The 24,346-nt window shown below is 46.2% G+C and carries 21 protein-coding genes and 1 tRNA gene; 11 read left to right on the forward strand and 11 right to left on the reverse strand.

The features are described from left to right. The first annotated feature begins 195 nt into the window (after nt 1-195). A complete protein-coding gene (locus AZI85_RS03750; RefSeq protein WP_063242816.1) occupies nt 196-858 on the forward strand; it encodes a glutathione S-transferase family protein in 663 nt (220 codons plus the stop codon). 47 nt (nt 859-905) lie between these two features. Here the strand turns inward: AZI85_RS03750 and AZI85_RS03755 are convergent, their stop codons facing one another. Beyond that, the gene (locus tag AZI85_RS03755) at nt 906-1,601 is read right to left on the reverse strand and encodes an SDR family NAD(P)-dependent oxidoreductase (RefSeq protein ID WP_081110901.1); all 696 of its coding nucleotides are present in this window, start codon (nt 1,599-1,601) and stop codon (nt 906-908) included. 286 nt (nt 1,602-1,887) lie between these two features. Then, nucleotides 1,888-1,964, reverse strand: a tRNA-Met gene (locus AZI85_RS03760). Between the two features lie 196 nt (nt 1,965-2,160). Here AZI85_RS03760 and AZI85_RS03765 point away from each other — a divergent pair. Together AZI85_RS03765 and AZI85_RS03770 are read left to right on the forward strand one after the other, a co-directional pair. Beyond that, nucleotides 2,161-3,603 carry a hypothetical protein gene (locus tag AZI85_RS03765; protein WP_063242818.1) on the forward strand — a complete coding sequence of 481 codons (1,443 nt, stop codon included), beginning with the start codon at nt 2,161-2,163 and terminating at the stop codon, nt 3,601-3,603. Next, on the forward strand, nt 3,575-4,087 hold the full coding sequence (locus AZI85_RS03770; protein ID WP_063204577.1) for a hypothetical protein: 513 nt from the start codon (nt 3,575-3,577) through the stop codon (nt 4,085-4,087). The genes AZI85_RS03765 and AZI85_RS03770 overlap by 29 nt, the downstream gene beginning before the upstream one ends. On the opposite strand, the gene AZI85_RS03775 is transcribed toward AZI85_RS03770, so the two are convergent. Both AZI85_RS03775 and AZI85_RS03780 read right to left on the reverse strand, forming a co-directional pair. After that, nucleotides 4,084-4,818 carry a HEAT repeat domain-containing protein gene (locus AZI85_RS03775; RefSeq protein WP_063242819.1) on the reverse strand — a complete coding sequence of 245 codons (735 nt, stop codon included), beginning with the start codon at nt 4,816-4,818 and terminating at the stop codon, nt 4,084-4,086. The genes AZI85_RS03770 and AZI85_RS03775 overlap by 4 nt on opposite strands. A gap of 3 nt (nt 4,819-4,821) precedes the next feature. After that, complete coding sequence (locus AZI85_RS03780) at nt 4,822-5,799, reverse strand: hypothetical protein (RefSeq protein WP_253720827.1); 978 nt, start codon at nt 5,797-5,799, stop codon at nt 4,822-4,824. 115 nt (nt 5,800-5,914) lie between these two features. On the opposite strand from AZI85_RS03780, the gene AZI85_RS03785 reads away from it, so the two are divergent. The 3 genes from AZI85_RS03785 to AZI85_RS03795 are packed head-to-tail and all read left to right on the forward strand — an operon-like array spanning nt 5,915 to nt 8,662. After that, nucleotides 5,915-7,270 (forward strand): dihydroorotase, encoded by a 1,356-nt coding sequence (locus tag AZI85_RS03785; protein ID WP_063242820.1) that lies wholly within the window; start codon nt 5,915-5,917, stop codon nt 7,268-7,270. Beyond that, complete coding sequence (locus AZI85_RS03790) at nt 7,267-7,845, forward strand: inner membrane-spanning protein YciB (protein ID WP_063242821.1); 579 nt, start codon at nt 7,267-7,269, stop codon at nt 7,843-7,845. Before AZI85_RS03785 ends, AZI85_RS03790 begins: the two co-directional genes overlap by 4 nt. 1 nt (nt 7,846) lies before the next feature. Next, entirely contained in the window at nt 7,847-8,662 is an 816-nt protein-coding gene (locus AZI85_RS03795; RefSeq protein ID WP_063242822.1) for a DUF6279 family lipoprotein, read from the forward strand. Here the strand turns inward: AZI85_RS03795 and AZI85_RS03800 are convergent. The 3 genes from AZI85_RS03800 to AZI85_RS03810 all read right to left on the reverse strand — a co-directional run bounded on the left by AZI85_RS03800 (nt 8,659) and on the right by AZI85_RS03810 (nt 16,466). Continuing rightward, entirely contained in the window at nt 8,659-9,474 is an 816-nt protein-coding gene (locus AZI85_RS03800; RefSeq protein WP_063242855.1) for an enoyl-CoA hydratase-related protein, read from the reverse strand. The two genes, AZI85_RS03795 and AZI85_RS03800, sit on opposite strands and share 4 nt — an antisense overlap. 41 nt (nt 9,475-9,515) lie before the next feature. Beyond that, nucleotides 9,516-14,336 (reverse strand): hemagglutinin, encoded by a 4,821-nt coding sequence (locus AZI85_RS03805; RefSeq protein ID WP_063242823.1) that lies wholly within the window; start codon nt 14,334-14,336, stop codon nt 9,516-9,518. A gap of 576 nt (nt 14,337-14,912) precedes the next feature. Further along, the gene (locus tag AZI85_RS03810) at nt 14,913-16,466 is read right to left on the reverse strand and encodes a S8 family serine peptidase (RefSeq protein WP_063204585.1); all 1,554 of its coding nucleotides are present in this window, start codon (nt 16,464-16,466) and stop codon (nt 14,913-14,915) included. Between the two features lie 173 nt (nt 16,467-16,639). Between AZI85_RS03810 and AZI85_RS03815 the strand changes: the two genes are divergently transcribed. From AZI85_RS03815 to AZI85_RS03825, 3 genes are all read left to right on the forward strand, one after another. Then, complete coding sequence (locus AZI85_RS03815; RefSeq protein WP_063242824.1) at nt 16,640-17,431, forward strand: undecaprenyl-diphosphate phosphatase; 792 nt, start codon at nt 16,640-16,642, stop codon at nt 17,429-17,431. 24 nt (nt 17,432-17,455) lie between these two features. After that, complete coding sequence (locus tag AZI85_RS03820; RefSeq protein WP_063242825.1) at nt 17,456-18,592, forward strand: mechanosensitive ion channel family protein; 1,137 nt, start codon at nt 17,456-17,458, stop codon at nt 18,590-18,592. Between the two features lie 90 nt (nt 18,593-18,682). Continuing rightward, entirely contained in the window at nt 18,683-20,002 is a 1,320-nt protein-coding gene (locus AZI85_RS03825; RefSeq protein WP_063242826.1) for a chloride channel protein, read from the forward strand. Here the strand turns inward: AZI85_RS03825 and AZI85_RS03830 are convergent, their stop codons facing one another. The 3 genes from AZI85_RS03830 to AZI85_RS03840 form a co-directional block, all read right to left on the reverse strand. Next, nucleotides 20,003-20,416 carry a DUF3617 domain-containing protein gene (locus tag AZI85_RS03830; RefSeq protein ID WP_063242827.1) on the reverse strand — a complete coding sequence of 138 codons (414 nt, stop codon included), beginning with the start codon at nt 20,414-20,416 and terminating at the stop codon, nt 20,003-20,005. A gap of 79 nt (nt 20,417-20,495) precedes the next feature. Then, a complete protein-coding gene (locus tag AZI85_RS03835; RefSeq protein ID WP_063242828.1) occupies nt 20,496-21,371 on the reverse strand; it encodes a hypothetical protein in 876 nt (291 codons plus the stop codon). Nucleotides 21,372-21,530: 159 nt separating this feature from the next. After that, the gene (locus AZI85_RS03840) at nt 21,531-21,785 is read right to left on the reverse strand and encodes a hypothetical protein (RefSeq protein ID WP_063242829.1); all 255 of its coding nucleotides are present in this window, start codon (nt 21,783-21,785) and stop codon (nt 21,531-21,533) included. Between the two features lie 195 nt (nt 21,786-21,980). Here AZI85_RS03840 and AZI85_RS03845 point away from each other — a divergent pair, with 195 nt between their 5' ends. Next, the gene (locus AZI85_RS03845) at nt 21,981-22,409 is read left to right on the forward strand and encodes a hypothetical protein (protein ID WP_155723911.1); all 429 of its coding nucleotides are present in this window, start codon (nt 21,981-21,983) and stop codon (nt 22,407-22,409) included. Beyond that, entirely contained in the window at nt 22,384-22,854 is a 471-nt protein-coding gene (locus AZI85_RS03850; protein WP_063242831.1) for a hypothetical protein, read from the forward strand. The genes AZI85_RS03845 and AZI85_RS03850 overlap by 26 nt, the downstream gene beginning before the upstream one ends. Nucleotides 22,855-22,908: 54 nt before the next feature. Here the strand turns inward: AZI85_RS03850 and AZI85_RS03855 are convergent, their stop codons facing one another. Further along, nucleotides 22,909-24,111: a hypothetical protein gene (locus AZI85_RS03855; RefSeq protein ID WP_063242832.1), complete on the reverse strand. Its 1,203-nt coding sequence runs from the start codon at nt 24,109-24,111 to the stop codon at nt 22,909-22,911. Between the last annotated feature and the right edge of the window lie 235 nt (nt 24,112-24,346).

Here is a 24,346-nt window from a genome sequence, read left to right on the forward strand (position 1 = left end):
GATTCTTTCAGCTCCCAAAGGCCCGGATATCCAGCCGCGTCGAAGCAATCACATATTAGTGCGCCTGAGCGGTGAAATAACAAAGAAACAGGAAGTGGAACGCAATTCTGGAAAGGTTGCTATCTCAAGTATCTTCTTGAATGATATTACTTCGTGAATAAAAAAAACGAAGAGCTCAATCGCAAGGAACCAGAAATGAAAGTATACGTCTTCAAATCACTGCCACCGTTTCTATGGGGATACACTCGCGACATCAGAGCGATGTGGGCCTTAGAAGAATGCGGAATCAACTATGAAACTGTAGGATTGGATTGCGGCCCCAACGGCCTTCAAGATGAAACATGGTTTGAAGAAGTCTCCCCTTTCAAACAAGTCCCCGCGATTGACGACAACGGATACTTACTAACAGAGTCCGGCGCGATCTTACTTTACATCGCAGAAAAATCAGGAAAGTTGGTTCCGTCGGATCTTCAAGGGAGAGCCCAAGTCTATCGCTGGTTAATCACTTCATTAAACAACATCGAACCCTTCGCACTTCCTATTTTCTTCGCGGATCTACAAGGTGATTCAAATCCCAGTTTGAAAGCGCTACGCCCGTGGTACGTCGAGATCCTAGAAAGATTCTTCCCCACCATCGATGCCATGTTAAAAAATCAATCCTACATAACAGGATCCGATTTCACAGTAGCCGACATCGCCTTCGCCTGCGTGTTACGAGAACTTAGAAAAAATGAAGTCCTAAAAAAGTATCCCCACATCGAAAAATACCGCCAAACTTGTGAGTCCCGCCCCGCATTCACCAAAGTCCTTAATAACTACGAGGATCGACTAGCTATAACGCGAGGAAGCGCCCGATAAAAAATCAAGAGCGGACCAAAAGAAGAGGTGACATGTTGTCGACACCATTACCGTCCAAAAAAACGAATCCGACTGAGAAGTCCGAGAAGATGAGCCCACAAAGACATCACATAAGGCTTTGAAGCACGAATACGCGGGCGCCTGATAACATCCCTAATGAATATTGCGGCGGTCTTAGAATCGATTAACATAGGCTTGCTGGGGGCTTTAGCCATCTTAGTGTCAACAAAACCAAAACGTACATTAGAGATTTTCACGTTGCTGCTCGCAAGGGCCAAACCCAACCCTTCCCAGTATCTTGATACTCCAGCCTTGGAGGCCGCGTAACTGGGCGCAGCTGTTGAAGTTAGAGCGTCAGCAATGGAGCTAAGACCTATAAAATGCCCGTATCCTTGCTCCCTCATTTTTTTCACAATAATATTCGTTGCGGTCACAGCAGACATTAGATTGACTTGAAATACTTTTGTTTCGAATTCTAAATTTTCGGCATCAAACTTTGCACCTATCCCGGCGCAGTAAATTCCGACTGTGATACTATCAAGTTGCGCTACAAGCTCACCCAAAAATGATTCGAATTTTAAGTCCGTAACGTCATACAAAATATGTCGATAAGAATGGTGCGTAATTGAGGTGTTGCTTTTTGAAAGCCCAATAACTGCAAAGCCATCTTCTAGCATTTGCCTCGTAAGCTCCAACCCTATTCCTGATGAATTGCCAATAATAAGTGCCGTGCGATTATTCACCCGCTCACGATACCGAAACTACAAGGCACAAACAACCTATGCTTTTTTTTCCAATCACCGATGGCCCAAAAAAAGTAAAATTGGTAGTGAGAGGCACTGCGAGCGCGTTGGACGCCAGAGGCGTCTAACGTGACGCAGGCGGGAGTCCGCCGAAGCGCCTTGCGCGCAGAAGGACGGACCGCATAGGTTTTGCCGGCTCGAAGCCGGCAAAACCGCGTCCGCCTCTAAGACGAACGGGGTCTGAAACAAAAAAAAAGGCAGCACGACGGCCGCCTTTTCAAAAAATTGGTAGTGAGAGGCGGACTTGAACCGCCGACCTACGGATTATGATTCCGTTGCTCTAACCAGCTGAGCTACCCCACCACACGAATCACGCGAAGGTTTCCCAACGCGTGAGGCACGATTTTTAATTGTTAGAGTGCACTAAGTCAATAATGGGCTTTGCGTTATAACGCGAATTTTAAATATTCCTATCTTTCCTCGCCTTAGGTCTTGACCCAGCCGGAATCTCACACTGCAATGACAGGTGTAGTAAGAAAACCACGGAGGGGGATATACTATGAAAAAACTAATGATGGCACTTGCCGTGCCGGCCGTCCTTATTGGCTGTTCAAAGGATAATAAGCCTAAAAAACCGACATCCGACAACGTTACTAGCCTATTTTGGATGCAAGAAGCCCAAGTCATCACGATCACGACCGTTGATGGCAGCCCAATTCAAAATGCTCAAATCTTAATCGGCGACGCCTTGAATGCTCCATTTTCAGGCAACTTCCTGACAACAGATGCAAATGGCCAAGTGGCAATTCCAACAGCTTGGACAACGGTAGAATCTGTGACCGTGGCCGCTCCAGGCTATGTGCGTGCGACTTATTTCGCGCAAGAACCAGGTCCAATCAGCTTTAAACTTCGCGCGCAACCGACAAAAACTCAGTACGAAGTAAAAGGAATCTCTTCAGGTCTTCCAATCCAAGATAAAGATGGATTCGTGGACTTCGCACTGGTGATGCCGGCTTTCACAAAACTCGATATGCTGGCGTTCGACATTAATAATGTGATCAGCCCGCAAACAGATCGCATTTCCGCGATGGGACAAGATATTGATGTTCCCGCAAACATCTCGCTTCCACGCCAAAGCGAAAAGTATTCTTTATTCACAATCACTTTGGATAAACCAAATTATCGTATTTACTACGGGCAACAAGGTGTGAACCGCGTGTTCGCGGCTCGTGGTCGCTTCCCGTTCAAATCTACTGTGGATGCTCTTCGCGACGGCGCTGAGTTCTATGAACTGATCAACGATTTCAAAATCACAGGCGGAGCCGTTCGTGATATCGAAATCAAATCAGGTCAAACGAAGCTCGACATGCCAACTCGTGAATTGAATTTCACAGAGACAAAAGCGATCACAGCACCGCAATACCGTGCTGATGAAATGTTTATCGCGGTGGGTATCGCGAACCAATCTGGTTACATGATTCCTACTGACGTTAAAAAAATCGCGCAAGGAAAGTCCGCAAACCTCAATGCACTGACAGGTTCAGATCAAAAAGTTTTGGGCGTGCTTAAAAGAACAGCAGAAATGAAAAACGGAAACGATCGCATGAGTGCGACTCTTCTGCCATTCACTGCGGGTACAAAACCAGAAATGCTTCCTTTGATCGCTGATCCAACAATTGCGGCCGATGGCGAAATCTTGATGCCAAAATTCAATACGGTTGCGGGAGTAAATCCAATTGCGACTTACTCTGTTCTTTCAAAAGAAGAGGAAGTTCAGCAAGGTGGCGCCAAAGTTAAAATCCTTCAGCCACAATGGGAAGTTTACTCTCAAAACTGGCTAGAGCGCATGAAACTGCCCCAATGGCCTAATGATCAGGCCATCGCAGGCAAAAAACGTTGGGAAGTAAACTTTGTTGGCTCCCAAACTGCTTCCCAAGCGCCTGTCGGTCCTGCTATGATTGAAGCCGCAACACATGTCACACACAGTTCGGTCTCTTTCTAAGAAAATTCTCGTATTACTTGTGATTCTCACAGGCTGCACTCTATTTGGTTGCAGCCTGTTTGATAAAAAGCCTTCCGCCCATCAGCGCATGGGACAAATCAACAAGCAAAAAGTTTTCTATGCCTCTTACGATTCCGTATGGAGAGCCGCGCACGCCGTTTTGAAATACCCTATCGCCCAAGAAAACCAAGACACCGGCGTTATTGAAACTGAATACATTAAAGGCCTGGATGGCTGGTTGCCACCCAATGAACAACGCCCACCTTCTAGTGGCATTCGTTATAAGCTGATTATGACCTTTGCTAAAGGCACGACTCAAGGACGCGAGTCCACTCGTGTGACAATCGATAAAAGAATGGAAATTTTAAGAGATTTCTTTTCTGAACCAGAGCCAATGGAATCCGATGGTCTTGAAGAAAAGATCATTTTCTATCGCATCGAGCGTGAGCTTGTTATTAACGAAGCTCTGAAGCGCGCAAACTAAAGAGCGATCTTTTCTTTCTTAAGATAATTCTTCCAAAGACCTACTAAGGCGTCCGTCGATACAACAGACTTATTAAGTTTTACGCCAGTCAGCTTTTCCAAACCACGAACTGCTGGCAACTGAACGCGTTGGTCTTTATCTGAAAGAAGGCCGGCAAAAATCTTAAGCTCATGATCCACCGGCTTTTTCGCCAAGACTTCAACGATCTGATGACGAATCCAAAGGCTTTGCGTGTTTTTGAAATTGTATTTTTGATTGAGTTCTTCCCACAAAAGATCGCGGTTTTCTGAACTGAGATTGTTTTCTAACGCACTCACCGCGGCAGAACGAACCACCAAAGCTTTATCCTTAAGAAGCTTTGCCGCCAGTTTCTGACCTTGCGAAGGATTCACTTCCGCTAACGCCACAAGAGCGGCATTTCGCATATACCACTGCTTGTGAGATCCCGCCTTCAATAAATCCGGCGTTGCTTTTTCACCGCGAGCTTCCGCCGCCGCCATTAAAGCGCGCCAACGAAGACTCATGGGTTGAGCTTCATTGAAAGCCACAGAAATGAATTGAGAGTAGTGTTTATCGCCCTGGCTTTGAATGGCCATGCGACGGTTTTCACCGGGAAGTTTAAGAACTTCCATCGCCGAAGTTAAAGTACTAGATGAAGGTTTAGCTGCGACTGCGAAAGTACTTGAAGAAAGTCCAGCAAACAACACAGAGGCCACAAGAATTTTATTCATCGCTTAGCTCTTTTTAGAAACGAAGTTTTCGAACTCATTCATAAGCTTGTCAGTTTCATCACCGGTGGCGGCGGCTTTTTGGCTGCCATCACCGGCTTTGTCCGCCGCTTTATCTAAGGCCTTTTGACCTTCAACGGCTGCTGCAAACTCTTTCATCAATTCATCATCAATCAAATCAGCGCCACCGGTTGCTGCCGGTTCTGCCGGAGCATCAGGAGTTGCGGCATCGGCTTGAACAGGAGGTTCCACAGAAACGGGCTCGCTGGGAGTGGGTTCTGGTTCAGGCTCTGGAGCTGCTTCAACAACAGGTTCTGCGGCCGGAGCCGCCGCCGCAGGTTGCGCTCGACCCGCCTTCAAGGCCTCAAGCTCTTTTTTCAAGTTGTCATTTTCTTCGCGATAACGAGAAAGATCGGCAATGTCTTCGCTGATGATTTCGTATTCAGCTAAACGAGCTTCAAGATCCCGAAGCTTTCCGTTCATTTCTTCTTTTTCGGCAGCACTCATGCCACCGGCTTCAGCACCACCGGCCGCCGCGGGTGCCGCAGCTGCTGCTTCGGCTGCTTGTAAAGCGTCTTTCAACTGCGCCTGAAGAGCTTCTACTTTCTTAGCACTTTCATTTAAAGAAGAACGAAGTTGCACAACCTCGGCTGCTGATTCTGCAGAACCGCCATCACTAGCGCCTGCGTCAGAAACCGATGCTTGCTCCATAGCATCTAAATCAACATCGGTACTAAGATCTTCGGCATGAGCAGAGCGGGAAGTTCTTCCACCACCAGACTGTTGATTCTCTAAAATTTTTTGAAGAGTTTTTTCAAGCTGAGCGGCATCTAACCCATTGCCAGCATCAACACTGTCCCCTTTGGATTTCTTCGCAAAAAAACTGCGATAAGCCAGGATAAGAGAGAGAAGAATCACAAGAGCAACTAAGCCCTCGATGATGCGCGTATTATAATGATCCCAGAAGGAGAGGAATTTATCCATTGTCACAGTCAAAATTGTCCCTTATCCCACACCCTCCGTCAACCAATGTACGTCATTGAAGTCTACTGGACCTTTGAATGAAGGTAATGTTAGGGTAGCCCTATCGAGGTGATACATGTCTCAACGTCCCTTTGACTTACTTATCCAAGGCGGAACTTGCCTTCTTCCCCACCCAACTTCGACGGGTTTGATCGAGCAGCAGGCCGACATCGGTATCATTGATGGCCGCATTGAAAAAATCGCGACGTCCCTTCAAGGCCCTGCCCTAAAAACTATCAATGCGACCGGCCTGCACGTGCTTCCGGGAGTCATCGATAGCCAAGTCCACTTCCGCGAACCTGGACTGACTCATAAGGAAGATCTTGAAAGCGGAACTCGCGCGGCCATCCTGGGTGGAGTTACAAGCATTTTTGAAATGCCAAACACCAACCCTGGCACAACAACAGCCGAGGCTTTTGAAGATAAACTCAACCGCGCCAAAGACCGTGCTCACTGCAATTACGCTTTTTTCATCGGTGGCGCCCACGACAATGTGAATAACATCGCGGAACTTGAACTTCTGCCCCACTGCTCGGGCGTAAAAATCTTTATGGGAAGTTCCACGGGAACTTTGCTGGTGGAAGATGATGAGACGCTAGAAAAAATCTTAAGACAAGGTCACCGCCGCGTAATTTTCCATTCGGAAGATGAAATGCGCTTGCGAGAAAGAAAGCATATCGCGACAGAAATGGCAGATCCCCATTACCATCCAGTGTGGAGAGATGTTGAAACGGCTGTAAACTCCACCACTCGACTTTTGAAACTCGCTCGCAAAACGGGAAGAAAGATCCACGTTCTACATGTGTCGACGGGTGAAGAAATGGATCTTTTAAAAGATCAAAAAGACATCGCGACAGTGGAAGTGCTTCCGCAGCACTTAACTTTGTATGCTCCGGACTGTTACGATAAGTTGGGCACATACGCGCAACAAAATCCGCCGATTCGCGAAAAGCGACATATGGATCGCATCTGGAAAGCCGTGCTTGATGGAACTGTCGATGTGATTGGCTCAGACCACGCCCCGCACACGAAAGAAGAAAAGGACCGACCTTATCCTTCAAGTCCTTCGGGAGTTCCCGGCGTGCAAACGCTGGTTCCTATTATGCTCAACCATGTGAATGAGGGACGCCTAAGCCTGATCCGATTTGTCGAAATGGTGACGGCAAACCAAGCGCGCGTTTTTGGTATCGTCAACAAAGGATATCTTCGCCAAGGATTTGACGCTGACGTCACAATTGTGGATATGAAAAAACAAAAGACCATCGACAATTCATGGATCGCGAGTAAATGCGGATGGACTCCGTTTCACGGTATGCAAGTCAAAGGCTGGATGACTCACACGATTGTGGGTGGAAAGCTTGTGATGGAAAATGACGAAGTCATTCTTCCTTCGCAAGGTCAGCCCGTGAATTTTAAGGACACGCGTTCATGAATCCTACCGGAAATCCGAAAGCGCAAGCGGCCAGCCTTTTCTTTGCTGGCCTTCTTCCCGTCATCGCTTTTACTTTGATTGAAGAATATTACGGAACCGTGGCCGGCCTGATTGCCGGGATGGTTTTCGGTGTCGGCGAAATTTCTTACGAGCTTTATAAATATAAAAAAGTATCTAAGATCACTTGGTTCGGAAACGGCATGCTTTTGGTTTTGGGAGGAATCTCACTGATTTCTTCAGAGGGCCTGTGGTTTAAACTACAACCCGCAATCATGGAAGGTGTCTTTGCCTTAGCACTTTGGGGTTCCGTCGTTATCGGAAAACCTTTACTCGTGTACCTCGCTGAACAACAAGGTCATCAGTTTCCCGATTTTATAAAAGATAAGATGAAAGGCATTACATTTCGATCAGGTCTTTTCTTTGCCATTCACACGGGCCTTGCCGTTTGGGCCGCTTTGGCATGGAGCACATCCGCGTGGGCTCTATTAAAAGGTTTAGGCGTCACGATTAGTTTCGTGTTGTATCTCATCATGGAGGGTATCCTTTTACGTCGGGTCGTTTTAAAACAAAGATAGTATGAAATATTTAATCCTACTGTCTTTCGTTATCCTTTCTTCGGCCTGCAGCCGCTCTGGCGTTATGGTCCGCATGTTTGATGATCTGGCGGTCTCAAAAGCCGATGACTACTTCGAGCTGACCAGTAAACAGCGCGAAGAACTTAAAAAAGACCTGCAAAAAGATGTCGATGTCGCTCGCAAAGAGCTTCTGCCCCAGATTGCAAAAAGTCTTCGCTCTATTGAGCCGCAAATCAATAAAGAAAAATTAGATTCCGAAGTCATCACCACTCAGATGATGGAGTTTCAAAACTACTTTAAAAAACTGTCGAGTTATTTTGGCGAAACCGCCGTCAAAACATCTTTGTCACTGGAGCCATCGCAAGTCTTTCACTTTGCCAAAGAAGTCCGTGAAGACATTGAAGATGAATCTGAATCTGACGCTAAAGAAAAGGTAGAAAAGCGTTATAAAAAATCCGTCGAATTTTGGATTGGCGGTATCTCGTCCGCGCAAAAAGAAAAGATTCAAAAATTCTTAAAACAGAATCCTTATCCAAGCAAACTTCAAAACGAAAACAAGGAATACGTTTTAAATCAATTCCTCGAAGCCAAAAAGAATCCGGAAACTTTAAAGAAATTCGTCAAAGACTTCTTCAACGACTATGAATCCGTCCGCCTGCCCGCATACACAGAAGCCTTGAATAATCACAAAAAAGCCTTCCAGAAATTCCTGGTGGAGGAATTCTGGAGCACCATCAGCAAAAATCAAAAAGAAACGCTAAAAGAAAATATCACCAGTCGCGCCGAGGACTTAGAAAACATCGCTCAGTACAACTAGTTCCCGGAAAATTCGGGGGCTTTTTTTTCTTTCATCGCCTGAAGCGCGGTAAAATGATCCGCTGTTCTTTGCGTGATCCCTTGATAAGCCGCCGACAAGTCTAAAATAGTATGAAGATCATTTAAGTAAGCCATCTTCATCGCCTTCTTCGTCATCTGCACAGCCACTGGAGCATTGTTCGCAATCTTTTCAGCTATCTTAAGAGTCTCGGCTTCAAGCTGAGCCTCATCGACAAAATAATTAAGAAGTCCCCAGCGTTGAGCTTCCTCACCCGCAATCAAGTCCCCCGTCAAAGACATTTGCATAGCCTTAGAAAAACCAATCACGCGCTGAAGAAAGAACGTCCCACCGTCCCCCGGCACGAGCCCCAACTTCACAAAAGTTTCCCCGAATTTTGATTTTACGCTTCCAACACGAAGATCACACATCATCGCAAGATCACAACCCGCCCCAATCGCTGGACCGTTCACCATAGCAATCAAAGGTTTGGAAAGGTCTTCAATACATTTGGGAATTTGCTGAATACCGTGAATATAGCGCATGCGAAGCTCATTGCTTTCACCTGCAAACATCCCGGTTTTATTCTGCATAGCCTTCACATCGCCGCCTGCACAGAAAGTCGGACCTTCACCTTTAATCACGATCACTCGGACTTGCGGATCAAAATCAGCATGTCTTAAAACGCGAGTTAAGGAATCCACCATCTCTAAAGAAATAGCATTGCTTTGCTCGACATTATCAAGCGTCAACCAAAGCACATGCCGCGAAAGCTGAGTTTTAAGATGCGTGAACTTTTCAGAATAGAAATTCATAGTGACTCCTGACTCGATTGAATCAGAAGAGCCCACCGTCATCAAGGAATGAAATATTCAATCACGGCGGGAAGACCATTTTGTTTCGCCATCATGACTAAGCGCTTCGGCTTTGCTCCGGACGCGGCCTTAACTAAGATGCGCCGTCCTTCACATGTGATATTATCGGCCGGCATTGCAAGCTCTGTTAAAGTGTAATGAGTATTTTCCACAAGTGGCCAATTTGCCGTGGATGTTAAATCCGCCGGATTTGTGATTGCGGCTTTATAGACTTTTCCCGCAGAGCAGAAATAGATATTTCCGGAATCATACGCAAATCCGCCCGGTGCTTTGGAAAGAGTTAACATCTTTCGCACATTGCCACTATAAACTACATGCATGTCTCCAGCATAGGCAGAGTCTCGGACTGGATTTAAAAGCCAACCTGAAAGAGGCGCGAAATACACGGGCGTTCCTTTGTAATGCATCGCACGTGGTCCTAAGTGACAGTTGCTAGAACTTCCATCCGGACAGGCATCACCCGACTGATCTTGTACGGTAACACCAGCAATGTAGTTGGAAGTTGTTGGAGTTAAAAGCCGCAAGTGACTGTTGTTGTGAGCTGTTCCATTCCAATGGAAATGATTCATCAAGATATTACCGTTGCGGTAGGCGACGATCTCTGGTGAATATCCAGAGATTAAAAGATCCGACAATGGAATCGTTGTTTGTGTGAAGCTCGCTGTTGTGCCTTCACCATCCAGCAAGCTTTCCCACAACCCTGTAGATCTATTTAAACGACAGACTTTGTGATATGAAATAGCTGAATTGACATCGATCTGCACTCTGTTTTCATAGCAATTCATGTAAACGTCACCGTTAGCAGGATTTGTCGCAAATGGATTTGGATCCCACCAATTCCCTAAACGAATCAACTGAGCGTTCGCGGCTGTCGCAAAATTGACGTTGCCGTTTTGCCCGTTACCAGCTACCAGACGAACTTCAGGAGAAGCTCCCGGCACAATCTCACGCATTTTATTTTCTTGATGGTCTAAAATAATGACGCTGTCCCCGGCTCCGTGATCTAAATAGTGAACCATCGCTAAGCGCATGTCGGTCGCAGATCCACCGTCACCCGCATCCTTGCGTTGGCCAAAAAGCGTATAGACATTGCCATTGACGACAGTTTTAATAATTCCACGAGTTGAAAAATAAATTCTTCCGTAACGATCAACAAAAGCGTCATCCAAAGCCACAGGACAAGATGTGGCTGGAGTCCCATCCACGCAAGAACCTAAAGCGCCTGTCCCTAAAACACGCGACCAAGTTCCATCATCATTCAGCCTCGAAAGCGAGTGGTCCGTGGCGCGATTCGAGCGATACACTCTTCCATCTAATGACTGCACTTCGTAATAGTTCAGACTTGTATTGCCATAGGGGTGATTCGGATGAACTCCGTTCGCGATCCAGGTGGTAATATCAAGCTCCGTCATATTTCCATAGGAATTGCCAGGAACGGGATTTGTGACACCGACATAAGCTTTTAAAATCTGACTTGTCTGCGGATCATAGCGCAAACTAAAGAACGACCATTCTTTGACGTTTAAATCCCAGGTTGGCAAATCTTTGGCACCCGTTCCAGAAAAACGGAAGGCTTCAACACGAGGAACTGCTAGCGATCCTTTATAAACGCGGATGCGTCCGCCATTGTCTTTACCTTTATTGGGGTTATCCGAAATAAAATAAATATCTCCATTCGGATGAGCCATAAACGGAGCGCGCTTACGAATAGCCCAAGTTTGATCGGTCGTCAGATTGATTTTCACATCGCGAGGATCGGCAACTGTGTCCGCGGTATTAGTTCCAAGATTCCCTGCGGGATCTGCACCGATAATTGTTTCAATCGTCATGGGTTCGACATTTGTGTCAATCCGACGAATCATGTTGCGATCATAGACCAAGATGCGATTTTGATAATCTAATGTGGTTCTTAAAATCGCCTTAGCCCGAGCCTGCTCTACAGGAATGCCATCACCATAAGAGTCCTCAGTGCTTTTGGCTAAACGAAGAAGTAACTTCGAGTTGTTCGTCTTCGGATCAATGTACATCAAACCATAGGATGAATCGTTAAAGAAAATCTTTCCGTCCGTCGTCACTAACAAAGTCCCTGGAGCGGTGTCATTACCGACAGCGGTATTAAAAACGGTCTGCTTCGCATTTCCATTGTGACCGGGGTCTTGATTTCCTGCGAGCAGGTTTAAAAGACCACTGTTTAATGGAGGACTTGTCACTTGGGCAGTCTGGCCATAGTTGTCAGTCACGCGTACTTGCAACTTAAAGAAAGTATCGTTTGGGAAAGTTGAATTCCAAACAAAACATCCCGTGTGTGGAGCTGAATAGCTACAACTAGATCCATTCGTAGAATTATTCGCTAAAGAATCATCAATCAAAGTATAAGAGCTTCCATCTAAAGAAGAATACAGTTCTACTTTCGTGATACTGCCATTATCGGAAGCCTTCCACTTGATATAGACCGGGGCATTGTTGGCAAAATTCATGTCACCGTTAATAGGCGGAGTATTCGGAGTCGCGGAGTTCACAGTCAGGATATCCGACACCGTTGGAGAAGGGTCATTGATATATTCAATAGTGTTATAATCTTTTTTGAGTGTTGCCGAGTTTGTGCTAATATTGCCAGCCACGTCGCGCACCCATGCATAGATGTTATAAGAGCCAAAATTAATCCCTAAGAAGAAATCAAAATCGACAAGTATCAAATCTGGCAATTCTTCCAAGCCTGGCTTCGGCGCTTTAACTCCGACCCAACAAGAATCATTCGCCGCGGGAACAGAGCTGGACGTCTTTAAACAGAAATCCTTCACAGCCGTTTCTGCATCATGTGCTTGTAAGCTCACCGTGACATAGGATCGCACAGTATCATCTGGAGTGAGTGAGCCATTGATTTTTAATTGATTGGCCGTGATCGTCGGCGGAGTTACATCGAGGACTACGTCAAAAGTATTTGAAACACCGTAACCGATATTGCCATAGTCATCCGTTAAAACCGCGCGCACTTTCAAACCCGTATAAAAGCTTGTGGGCGTCCACGAGACTTCAAAGGACTTATTATTCATAGGCCCTGCAAGACCCAAAGTACGACTTGTCGCCGCCGTCCACGTCGTACCATCCGTTGAATACTGCAAACTTAACGTGGCCGCAGAAGATACTGTTGCTTCGGTGACCCTGACAACAAAAGGATACGCCACATTTTTTGCTAAAGTAGGAACCGCATCCAAAGTCATAATGGGAGCTTTACTGTCGTAAGTGATCGTAAAAACCGTCGCGGTGGAAATATTCCCCGCCTCGTCACGAGCATAAAAACGAATATTACGAAGCCCTTGCTGATCTGAAATACTTAAATCATATTGATAATTCTGAGCCGCCGTTGAACAACTGACCCAACCCGCATCTCCGAGTGCGGGCGGCGCATTGACCTCTTTCATTAAAATCATCGTGTGATCCGAACAGTCATTCACGGTGAACTTTGCCAAAGGCACACTCGTTGTCGCTGAGGTATTTAAAGTCACGTTCGGTGGAACAATCTGGGTATCCTTGAACACCGAATGATTTAATACTGATGAGACATTTCCCGCGGCATCTGAAGAAGTGACAGAAATATTTTTAGCACCATCCCCGGCCGACAAAGTCAGGTTGATTGAATAAGAGCCACCGATAGAACAAGTTTGCCCTGAAGGAGAGGGAGTAAAATTGCCGTTTGCGGTCACTGTGAGTCCTGGCTCACAGGTTCCCGATAACGCAAACGTCGAGTGAATTTTCTGACCAGAGATGGGAGCTGCAATCGTCAGTGCTGGCGCCGTTTTATCAATGACGACCGCCGCACTTTCAAAAACGCCGGATGAAGAAGCCCAGTTGTTCGCCTGGTCTCCAGCTAAAACACAAAGACGATAAGAGCCATCTCCACTAAAGCTCAATGGAATATCTGTCCCCGCCGCCACAGGAGTGGTCGCCATTAATGCACTATACTGACTGGAACAATCCGCATCTTTGACAATCACGTAGCGATATTGGGTGCCACCATCACTAGGCAAAGTCACAGACACCAAGCGTGTTGAATCATCATTGCTGAGCGCACTTCCTAAAGAGCCGAGACCAGGAAGAAGCAAAGGCGCGATCGTATCTTTATTAAAACTAACACTTGTCGCTGTTCCAACGTTCTTAGCCACGTCAGACTGTTGCACAGTAAAAACGTTGGAACCTTCGAGCAACCCATCACCTGCCACCGTCGTCGCAAAGGTGCCATCACTTTGACAGGAGATCGTCGAAAGCACGACACTTCCCGAAAGAATCTGCACTTCACCGTCAGCACTTTCACAAGTACCCGCTAACGGAATCGAAGAGATAGAATCGAGCCCCAAATGGGCCGGCAACACCGAAGTAAAAGAAACCACAGGCGCAACGACGTCCTTTAGAACCGAAGACTCGGTACTTGAGGGGACACCCGTTTTTGATTTGACAGCCAATACGACTTTATAGGCCGTGTCCGTCCAATCTTGAGTATCAATCTGCAATTCAAACTTATTATTCGTACAAAGCGTGGAATACTGATGAGTCTCATGCAAAGCCAACGAAGAGTTCTCAGGAACAAACGAGATCTGAATATTCTGATTCTCGTAATAACACTCCCCTTGAACACTCACATTATTCACATCAGAGGATTTATTGATAACAAAAGACTCAAGACGCTCCCCCGAAGAGTTCGTCAAAACAGGAGGAGTCAGGGCATTAAAATCCAAAAGATTCCCACTGAGCGTACACCCAGCAATAACGTACATTCCAAATAGGATCCCAGCGACGTTCCTCATATATTAACTTCATCGGAACACAGAAACAGATTCTAAATACTACGAATCAGATTCAGACTCGCTATCTCAAGCAGAGACATCACGAATGTTCCACCAGTATCCGAACACAACAACTATTTAATTTTCACATCGAATAATTGTTCTAAGACCAAAATCCCCCTCTGAAAAAAACCAAAAAAACCCGGTACTCTTCCTAAAAATCCCGCAATAATCTAGCCCCCGAATTTCCCCAACGGCGCAGCCCCAAAAAAACGAATAATACCGCTCGTCTGCCAACACAACAGCAGAAGAAAAATCCCGTACACCAATTTTCTTTAAGAGAGTGAGTTGAAGATTCAAGCAAAGACTTGCTGATTAGAACTGCGGATAGGTATAGGCCCGAAGGCTCGGCCTTAGCCGGCGCCACGACGGCGCGAACCGCCCAAAGGGCGGCGGCGATTGAGCCGGAAGGCGTGCCGACCGAAGCGGCCTATACCTAGCCGCGGTTCTAATCAGCAAGTCCCCCCTTTGAAACAAAATCCCATACCCACAAACGAAAAAAGGCCCCCGAACGGGAGCCTTTCGAAACCGCCAAGATTACTGTTGGCAGAATGGTAGATCTGGTTGGAGTTGGCAGATAATCTGACAAATCATAGGATCACCCAACGGACACTCACCCGGTTCACCAGGGTTGCCTGGATCAGGAAGACCGCCACCGTTGTCTGGAGGATTTGGATTTGTACCACCAGATTTAGCACCTACGTTGATGTTCAATGTAGAAGCCGTTTTACCGTCAGCATCAGTCACAGTCACAGTTGTGGAACCGTTAGCAACCGCAGTCAAAGTACCGCTGTTGTCTACAGTCGCAACTGAAGCGTTAGAAGAAGCAAACTTGAATGGAGCTTTACCGTGAAGAACAGAAAGTGCCAATGTAGAAGAAGGTTGGATAGTTGCTGCAGCAGGAACTACAACCATTTTCTTAGACATCACTGCTTCAACAGCTTCGTAAGCGTCAACGCGGCAGTTACATGCAGTTTCGATAGAAACTTTAGCACCTGTCGTTTGAAGAATCGCACGAACTTGAGCACCAGTAAGTGAAGGATCTTGAGCTTTCATCAAAGCCACTAGACCAGATACAAGCGGAGTTGCCATTGAAGTACCAGAAAGGTTTCCGTACTTATTGTTTGGCAATGTGCTCATGATGTTTTCACCAGGAGCAGCTACGTGAACAGTCGCTGTACCGTAGTTAGACCAAGATGGTTTTGCATCAGAAGCGCCTGAAGCCGCAACTGTGATTGAATTCGGGAAACCGTTGTTTGCCGGATACATCTCAGTTTTATCGTTGTTTTTACCATCGTTAGCTGCGGCTGCGATGAAGATAACACCTTTATCATCAGCACGTTTGATCGCCTCAAGAAGAGGAGCTGCTGTAGAACGTGGAACCGCCGCACCCCAAGATGCAGAGATAATGTGCGCGCCTTTTTCTACCGCATAGTCGATAGCTTTGATCGCGTTGTTCAAGTCACCAGAACCGTCTTCACCCAAGAAGCGAAGTGGCATCATAGAAACTTCTGGAGCCAAACCGATGATACCACCGTCAACCAAACCAGTCGCACCTACTGCACCAGCGCAGTGAGTACCGTGACCTGGATTTTGGAAGCCCGTTTTATCCATTGGATCTGCATCGTTTTCTTTGAAGTCATAACCTTGGATCATGTTTGGAGCCAAAGCTGGATGGCGGTAATCAACGCCTGTATCGATAACAGCTACGATCACGTTGCGGTTTCCTTTGTTACCCGCACGTTGCCAAGCTTTTTCAGCTTGAACTTTCGCGATCGCCCATTGCTCTTTCAATGCCGCAGCATCAACAGGAGCTGTGAAAGCTTTCAATTTGAAGTTTGGAACTACGTACTCAACGCCTGGTTGAGAAAGAAGGCTCGCCAAAGCTTGTGCTTCGTGGCTCTTTACGATGTTCACTTTCACAAGACTTGCTGTTGCGTTGTGATCAGTCATTTGAACAGTCGCAACTTTAGACATTGTCATTGTGTTAAGCATGTTGAGAGCGCTTGTGTTCTTATATTTCACCAAGTATTCGCCAGCGAACGCCTGAGAACCGAACAACAACGCACCTAATAATAATGCACGTTTCATTTTTACCCCCTCCGTGGTGAAAAAATCATATTCAGATTTCAGCCACAAATGTTAGGAAAATCTTAAATAAATCTTAAATTTTTTGACACATTCCATCGAATATTGAACCCACGGAGGCAATTCTGAAGAATGAAGCCCACTGATTTCCAACAGCCAACCAAGGGAACTTCCGAATGAATTATCTGCATGCGATCATCCTGGGTATTGTCGAAGGCATCACTGAATTTCTACCGATCTCCTCAACAGGTCACATGGTGATTGCCAGTTCCGTGATGGGGATTCACGACGATCAGTTTGTTAAAAACTTTGAAGTCATCATCCAATTTGGTGCGATTTTGTCAGTGCTCGTGTTGTATTGGAAACGCTTCCTTCCCGACTGGAACTTCTACAAAAAGCTCTTCATCGCTTTCCTGCCGACTGGCATTATCGGCTTCTTAGTGAAAGACATCGTCGATCAACTTTTAGGAAGCGTGCAAGTGGTTGCGTGGGCGTTGATCATTGGTGGCGCCATCTTAGTATGGTCCGACCGAATTTTTGCGCACCTGACAGCCATGGGGCGCAAAACCAACGATCTTTCTTACGGAGATTCGGTGAAGCTGGGATTGTTTCAAGCCATCGCGATGATTCCGGGAGTTTCTCGGTCCGCAGCCACCATCATGGGCGGTCTGACGCTTGGCATGAATAAAAAAGAAGCAGCTGAGTTTTCATTCTTCTTAGCCGTTCCAACCATGGCCGCAGCGACGGGATATAAGTTGTTGAAAGTCTATAAGACGATTGAGCCAGGACAGATCGGCGTCCTTGCTGTCGGCTGTGTCGTCGCATTTATCGTCGCGATGTTGGCGATTAAGTTCTTTATTAATATCGTCGCTCGTTATGGCTTTAGAGGTTTTGGTTATTATCGCATCGTCCTTGGCATCATCATCCTTATAATGCTTTATACCGGACACAACCTGCAGCTGACTTAAGATTTGCATCTTTAAAGGTGATACATGGAAAAGTTTCTTTTTGAACAGACCGAACTCTTCTCTCATGACTTAACTGTGGCTTTAAAGTCGACAGTCTTCGTCATTCCAAATTGGAAATGGGGCGCGCTGGCCATCGCCCTCCTTCTGGGATTCCTCCTTCGCCCTGTCTTCCAATTTCTTTTGAAAGAGTTTAAACGACACAACCCTTTCATCAAAAAGTTCCCGAACACATTTACCGCTTATTTCCTATCGATGCCACTAGAGCGTCCCGTCGCTTGGCTTTTAGTTATCTTTTTCTGGTTCGCGGTGGGTGATGCCATTGAGCTTTCTGGAAAATTTGGCACTTACTACGATCATGTACTTCGTGGTTTGGTAGCTCTTTACCTTATTCGCGTTATTTACTACGCAGTGGATGCCATCACTCGTGTCTTTATGGATGTGGCTGCTAAAACGGAAAGCACTTATGACGATCAACTCGTCCCCTTCGCTTCGCGCGCCATGAAAGTGGTCGTTGTTGTTCTTGGTATTCTGATTGCCCTGCAAAGTTTTGGTCTGAATGTCATGTCCCTGCTTGCCGGTCTGGGACTGGGAGGTTTGGCACTTGCTTTAGCTGCGCAAGACACAGCGGCAAATCTTTTTGGCTCGATCACTATTTTAGTGGATCATCCCTTTAAAATCGGTGACTGGGTGAAAGTGAAAGACATGGAAGGGACTGTCGAAGAGATCGGCTTTCGCTCCACTCGTATTCGCACATTCTATAATTCCGTGATCACGATTCCGAATGCGATGATGGCAAAAGAAACCATCGACAACATGGGAGTTCGCCCGGCAAGACGCATCCGTCAGATCTTGGGTCTGGCTTACGAGACACCTCCAGAAAAAATTGAACAGTTTTGCGATCACGTTCGCTATCTTTTGACTCAGCATAAAGAAGTGAATCCTGAAACAGTCACGGTGGCGTTTAACAATTACAATGCGTCGTCCTTAGACGTCTTAGTTAACTTCCACATCAATGTCGCTACGGGAGCTGACGAACTCAAATTGCAGCAACAGATCTTCATCGAGATTCTAAAAATCGCCGCGCAAATCAAAGTAGACTTCGCATATCCGACTCAAACTGTTTACTACAAGAATCCTGAAATCACTTCGACTCCTTCCTAGGAGCCGAAGTGTGAAATCACAGATTTGTTAACGCACTGTTTCGATGCGCAGTGATGTGCGCCTGTTTCAAAATACTGCTACTAAAGACAGATGCGTCCATCAGATCTTCTTCGTCATCATCATGTTAAGTCGGCTCAAGATAAAATCTTTTTCAATCTGCCTTTTTGGTTGGCCGCCGGAATCGCTGCCGTCGTTTCTGTTCTGTACAATATGCTATTTAAAATCTGCGAGGAATGGGCTCTTCATAACTCTCAATCTTCTTTGATTTTCATTACGGCACCGTTGGCCGTTTTAGTCTCATTTCTTATAGGACACTTTTTTTCTAAAGAGGCTTTAGGAAGCGGAATTCCGCAAGTTTTAGCCGCAGCAGAAATGTCTCCCTCAGATCATCCCTTTTTACGAAAGCTTTTGGGCCTGCGCATGCTCGTCGCAAAAATCGCGGGCTCTTCGTTGTGCGTTCTTGGTGGCGGCGTCACGGGTCGAGAAGGTCCGACTTTGCAGGTCTCTGCAGCTATATTCTATCAGCTGTCTAAGCTTTGGCCGAAGCGCTTTCCGAAGCCGCAACTTCCCTCGATGATATTGGCAGGTGGCGCGGCCGGCTTGGCTTCCGCATTCAACACTCCTTTAGGCGGCATTGTTTTCGCCATTGAAGAGATGTCGAAATCACATATCAGTCTGATTCGCACGGCCGTTTTCCAAGCGGTGATCATTGCCGGTATTTTGGCACAACTCTTCTTAGGAAATTACCTGTATTTGGGGGACGCCCGTTTTCAAAGTTATACCTGGCACGCCCTTTATCAAACGGCGGCGATTGCCGCATTGATCGGCGTCGCGGGAAGTTTCTTTGCAGAAAGTCTTTTTAGAGTCACTTCTTGGAGAAGTAAAAAATCATTTTGGGTCAAAGTTCTTTTAACTTTGATTTTCGGGGCTCTTTTAAGTTTAACGATTTACCTGTGCGGTCCTTCCACCGTGGGAGCGGGTAAAAGTGTCATGGTCTCCTTGTTAGAGAACCCCAATGCGCCCGCAGATGTGACTTTGCCTGCCGCCCGTATTTTTGGAAACTTTTTTACTTATATTGGCGGCGTTATCGGCGGCGTCTTTGCGCCGGCGTTAGCTAGCGGTGCGACGCTAGGGCAATTTTTAGCTCAATCATTTGGTTTTGAATATGTGAAATTGATGATTATGGTGGGCATGGTGGCCTTCTTAACCGGAATCACTCGCACACCCTTCACATCTTTTGTGTTGGTGCTCGAAATGACCGACTCTCACGAAATCATTTTGTACCTGATGCTGTCATCCATCATCGCCAACGTGACAGCGAGACTTGTCAGTTCGAAATCATTCTATGAACAAGTCGCTCACGGCATTCTTCAACAGAATGCCCCGGAGCTTTTAGAAAAGAAACACTGATTATTTTTTGCAGACGCGGGTCCACTGACCCGTGAGTCTTAAAGTCGCTTGTGAAGGAATCACGTTATAGGTTCCTTCGGCCTCGCCGTTCAGATCATAACTTTTCGGTGTCACTTTCCCACGCAAAGTCCCCTTCGCGTTGAGTTCGTTCTTTTTGCAACTTAAAGAGGCTTGCAGGTTTTCACCTTTCAAATTCCAATTGTCTAATTTGCAGTCGTTCTTTTTTAATTCTTTGACGATTGTCTCTTTAACATTTTTAGTTTGGGAGGCAGATATGCACTCTTCCCCTTCTGCAGGAGGAAGCGGCAACCCATTAAGGACTAAAACACTTTTCGTCTTCCAAAGACCGGGTTCAAGTTTCTGAGCAAAAGAGGTCGAAGATAAAAGAAGTAACAAGATGATGGTGCTTTTCATAGGTCCTCCGAAGTCTTAACTGTACCAGGGAGGACGCACTTTTAGCAAATTTGTGAAGGATAAATTGTGCTAGAGCAAATTATCGTTGACCTGCAGCGGAGTTTCCCGCAGCTGCAGAACCATTTTGCGCCGAAGGGCTGCCAAAGTCAGCCAAAGCACTCGCACACGTCTCTAATGCCGCATTCAAAGCCCGAATTCCTTCCATGGAGCTGGAAAAGTTCTGAGCTGTTTTATCAAGCGCAGAAGCCGAGTTCGCAGAATTTAGATCCGTGATATTCCAAAGCTTATTTCCCGTGGCCTCTTTAATCTGCGCCTTAAGGCGATCTGCATCCTGATCAATCACTTCTTTCTGGCGTTTTTCAAGCTGAGAGGATTGGTTTCCGAAGGCGACAGCCATTTTTGCATAGCTATCCAGGAAACTTGAGCACTCTTCGGCCTTCTTCTGGGTTTCCTTCAGGCCGCCCGCTTTCGTTGAGATCATATTGTTTTTGCCGGCCTCTTTGAAATAAGAATCCATCAAACGATCACAAGCGCGGCGAGTCGCCGTCACGCACTTTAATTCATTCTTAGAAGGATTCGCCCAAGAACCTTCCGCAGAGTATCCATAACAGATTGTCGAAGCTCGAAGTTTATCTTTATAGAAACTTGAAGTTCTTGCGTAAAGCGAAGACTTTCCTTTTTCTTTAGAGTTGGTTACTAAAGTTTCAGAGACAGTCAGTACTTCAGATCCTTCGACGTTCTCTGTGTCCCACTTCATGCTGTACTGATTATCGCCCTCTTTGCTTTTCACCCATTTTTCAGAATTATTAAAGCTGGTGTTCGATGAGTTGCCGCGAATTTTTGAGCCGTCGAAATTGAAATCGCCCCGATAATATTTTTCGAGCATCGAAGGATTATCAAAAGCATAAGAGGCAGAAGATAGACAAACGATCGAAAGAAGAGTCAAAAATTTCACAAAGAAGCTCCGGTTAGATGTTCAGGATTCTTCAATGTTATCATCAAAGTGTCCCGTGACACTAACGGGCTTGTCTTCGCACGACCTAAGAAGGGTCCAGGACGCGAAGAATCGTTGAGTAGGCTGGCAGTGACAAAGAATCACGGCCAGCCTTTCTGGTTACATTCCTAAAGATGTTCGGCACGAAGGCGTCAGGCTTTCTTTGTTTTTGGCTAAGCAGGTTTTCAAGGCTTCCATCTCTGTGTACTTATCACAATGTTTAACTTTATCTTCCTTACAAGCGGTCATCACCTCTTGTGCTTTGGCTTTCCCTTGCGCCATAAGCTTTGAGCTTTGCGATTTCAAAGAATCTGTGTCTGCGGCGCCGGCACTCAATACGAAAAAGAAAAAGGATGCAAATAAGATGCTTTTCATAACTCCTCCAATGACCCGATGCTAGCGGTAGGATTTTTTAAACACAAGCTATTGTCTAAACAGTAAACAATAGACAGTGAAAAGGCCGAAGATCTCAGGACGAAATATTTCATTCACAACACGATCAGGATTACACTTAAGCAAGCCAGTCATATATTTCCCACTTTCAGAGTGATTGAGTTTAGGATGCGCGACATGCGGTACGTTTGTGGAATAATACTTTCTCTACTGCTTTTCTCTGCACCGGGAAAAGCCAACTCTCCTATTGCTGTTAAGGCTGTGGTCATTGAAGATGTTCTGGCAGACTACAAAAATTTTCTGAACGGGCGAAATCCTTTATCTATTAAAGACTTCAGTGGGCCTTACTCGCGCCGAGATGTCATAGAATTGATTTTATTTCAGCAAGCGCTGACCGAAGGGGGCCTGCACACTCCGGTGATTCTAATTCCGATGCCGACTTATCAACGCGCCATTGCGGAACTGGAAAAAGGTTATGCCGATGCTACAGCAAATCCGGTTTGGGAGACCGATTTGCCAGAGGCCTCCACCTGGAAATCTATTTCTACCGTGGATCCCGGGCAATTCGTAGCAGGACTTTATGGCAAACCAAAAAAAAATTGCTGAGCTTTCTAACTTACCGATCAGTGAACTTAAAAGAAGAAGCATCACTACAAGCTACATCTGGAACAGTGATGTTCAAGCCTTAAAAAAAGCGGGCTTTAGCAACATAGTTGATGGTGGGAATTGGGAAAGAATGATTCGCATGGTGAAATACGATCGCGTTGACCTATTATTGTCCTCGTTTCGCCCGGAGAAAGATCTTTCATTTCAAATACAGGACACCAAGTACATTCCCTTGTCGGGATATAAAATAGTTCTTGAAGGCCGTCGGGTCTGGGGCGTTTCGAAGGCTTCTAAGAACTCGAAGTCCGTTATTGCCGCTCTTCATGCAGGAGTCCCTCTTTTGAAACAAAAAGGTGTTATCGAAAAAGCTTATCGCCAGTCAGGCTTTTTCAATTCGCAGGTGGATCACTGGAAAGTGATTAGTAACATTAAGCCTATCAAATAAAAAAACCGCAGGATTTAGGCCCGCGTTTTTTTTATTATATTTTTTTTGACTGAACTATTTCTTTTTCTTCTTCGTTGTCAGGCCCGCATCCGCACGAATCTTTGAAGCTTCTAGCTTCATCTTTTCTGCTTCGGCCTCCGCTTTACCAGTATCTAATTTGATCTTGGCTTCTTCGGCTTTGTTCTGAGCGACTTCCATTTGTTGCTCTAACTTTTCGCGCTCGTTCTTGGCTTTTTCAGCCTCGTCACGCAAACGTTTTAGTTCTGCATCCGCACGCAGGCTTTCCGCTTCACTTTCAGCAATCACTTTTTTCGCTCGCGCGATTTCAAGACTTGCCGCCGCTTGTTCTTTCTTCAGATTGTTGCGGTTGCCTTCAAGCTCTTGACGAGCCTTCGCGGCAGACTGCTTCGCTTTTTCTTCCTGAGACTTAATTTCGTTCACTTTTTTGCGCTCTGAATCCGCCTGTTGAACAGCTTCTTTAGATGACGCTAAAGCGGCTTTCAGTTCGCCCTCCACTTTTTCAATCATCGCTTTAGATTGTTCTTCTTGAACTTTCAGACGAGCGATTTCAGCTTCGGCTTTTGCTTTATCTGCTTCGGCTCGGGCAATTTCTTGTTTTGCTTTCGCTTCGCGGGCTTTGGATTCTGCCACGGCTTTTTGAGTCAACAATTTTGCTTTAGAAAGATTTTGCTCTGCTTTATTAGCGTCGGCTTTAGCTTCCTCCGCTTCTTTGCTGGCTTGTTGCCCTGCTTCGGTTGCGGATTGTGCCTGCTTTTCTTGATCTTTCGCCTGATCTCTTAATTCGTCCGCTTTATCTTCAGCTTGCTTTCGCTTAGCCAAAGCCTCGTCGCGAACTTGCGTGGCTTTTTTAGTTTTTTCTTGGGCGGCTTTGATACGAGCTTCCGCTGCGGCTTGTTCTTTCTCCGCATTGGCTTTTTGGCGCTCGTGGTCTGCTGTTTCTGCTTTCAGTTTCGCAGACTCCCTTTCCGACTCGGCTTGTTCTTTCTTAGATTCGTTTTCTAGGGAACGAGCCTTATTAATCGCGGATTGCGCCTCAGAGCGCGCTTTATCACGGCGACGGCGGTCTTCTTCCGCACGTTTTTTAGCTTCATTGGCTTCGGCCTTGGCGGCTTCAGCGTCGGCTGTGGCTTCTTCAGCTTCGATCTGTGAACTATCAGCTTGTGCGAACGCATGTTGCGGTAAGCCTTGAGTCATCAACGCTGCCAAAAGAAGTAGACCAAGAGGTTTCAACTGCATGGGAGTCTCCTTACGATGTTTAACAGCAATAAGGATATAGAAATTTTGGGCAAAAAAAAAGCGACCAGGATTGGGGGGGGAGGGTCCTGGCCGCCATGGGGGGTTGACTTGTACTAAAGCAACGGCGGTGCCACGACCAATGTTTCGTCAAAACCAATCAAATGCGCTTTTGTGTATCTTGCGCTGACTAGTCTTTAGACGATAACTGACAATTGCGGGCCTCTCTTTGAGACCA

This window comes from Bdellovibrio bacteriovorus, from assembly GCF_001592755.1.
Taxonomy (GTDB): domain Bacteria; phylum Bdellovibrionota; class Bdellovibrionia; order Bdellovibrionales; family Bdellovibrionaceae; genus Bdellovibrio; species Bdellovibrio bacteriovorus_E.

Excerpts from the sequence above, each read along its gene's own strand:
- AZI85_RS03750 (WP_063242816.1), top strand. The coding sequence starts at position 196 with ATGAAAGTATACGTCTTCAAATCACTGCCACCGTTTCTATGGGGATAC.
- AZI85_RS03765 (WP_063242818.1), top strand. The coding sequence starts at position 2,161 with ATGAAAAAACTAATGATGGCACTTGCCGTGCCGGCCGTCCTTATTGGC.
- AZI85_RS03770 (WP_063204577.1), top strand. The coding sequence starts at position 3,575 with ATGTCACACACAGTTCGGTCTCTTTCTAAGAAAATTCTCGTATTACTT.
- AZI85_RS03775 (WP_063242819.1), bottom strand. The coding sequence starts at position 4,818 with ATGAATAAAATTCTTGTGGCCTCTGTGTTGTTTGCTGGACTTTCTTCA.
- AZI85_RS03780 (WP_253720827.1), bottom strand. The coding sequence starts at position 5,799 with ATGGATAAATTCCTCTCCTTCTGGGATCATTATAATACGCGCATCATC.
- AZI85_RS03785 (WP_063242820.1), top strand. The coding sequence starts at position 5,915 with ATGTCTCAACGTCCCTTTGACTTACTTATCCAAGGCGGAACTTGCCTT.
- AZI85_RS03790 (WP_063242821.1), top strand. The coding sequence starts at position 7,267 with ATGAATCCTACCGGAAATCCGAAAGCGCAAGCGGCCAGCCTTTTCTTT.
- AZI85_RS03795 (WP_063242822.1), top strand. The coding sequence starts at position 7,847 with ATGAAATATTTAATCCTACTGTCTTTCGTTATCCTTTCTTCGGCCTGC.
- AZI85_RS03800 (WP_063242855.1), bottom strand. The coding sequence starts at position 9,474 with ATGAATTTCTATTCTGAAAAGTTCACGCATCTTAAAACTCAGCTTTCG.
- AZI85_RS03805 (WP_063242823.1), bottom strand. The coding sequence starts at position 14,336 with ATGAGGAACGTCGCTGGGATCCTATTTGGAATGTACGTTATTGCTGGG.
- AZI85_RS03810 (WP_063204585.1), bottom strand. The coding sequence starts at position 16,466 with ATGAAACGTGCATTATTATTAGGTGCGTTGTTGTTCGGTTCTCAGGCG.
- AZI85_RS03815 (WP_063242824.1), top strand. The coding sequence starts at position 16,640 with ATGAATTATCTGCATGCGATCATCCTGGGTATTGTCGAAGGCATCACT.
- AZI85_RS03820 (WP_063242825.1), top strand. The coding sequence starts at position 17,456 with ATGGAAAAGTTTCTTTTTGAACAGACCGAACTCTTCTCTCATGACTTA.
- AZI85_RS03825 (WP_063242826.1), top strand. The coding sequence starts at position 18,683 with ATGCGTCCATCAGATCTTCTTCGTCATCATCATGTTAAGTCGGCTCAA.
- AZI85_RS03830 (WP_063242827.1), bottom strand. The coding sequence starts at position 20,416 with ATGAAAAGCACCATCATCTTGTTACTTCTTTTATCTTCGACCTCTTTT.
- AZI85_RS03840 (WP_063242829.1), bottom strand. The coding sequence starts at position 21,785 with ATGAAAAGCATCTTATTTGCATCCTTTTTCTTTTTCGTATTGAGTGCC.
- AZI85_RS03845 (WP_155723911.1), top strand. The coding sequence starts at position 21,981 with ATGCGGTACGTTTGTGGAATAATACTTTCTCTACTGCTTTTCTCTGCA.
- AZI85_RS03850 (WP_063242831.1), top strand. The coding sequence starts at position 22,384 with ATGGCAAACCAAAAAAAAATTGCTGAGCTTTCTAACTTACCGATCAGT.
- AZI85_RS03855 (WP_063242832.1), bottom strand. The coding sequence starts at position 24,111 with ATGCAGTTGAAACCTCTTGGTCTACTTCTTTTGGCAGCGTTGATGACT.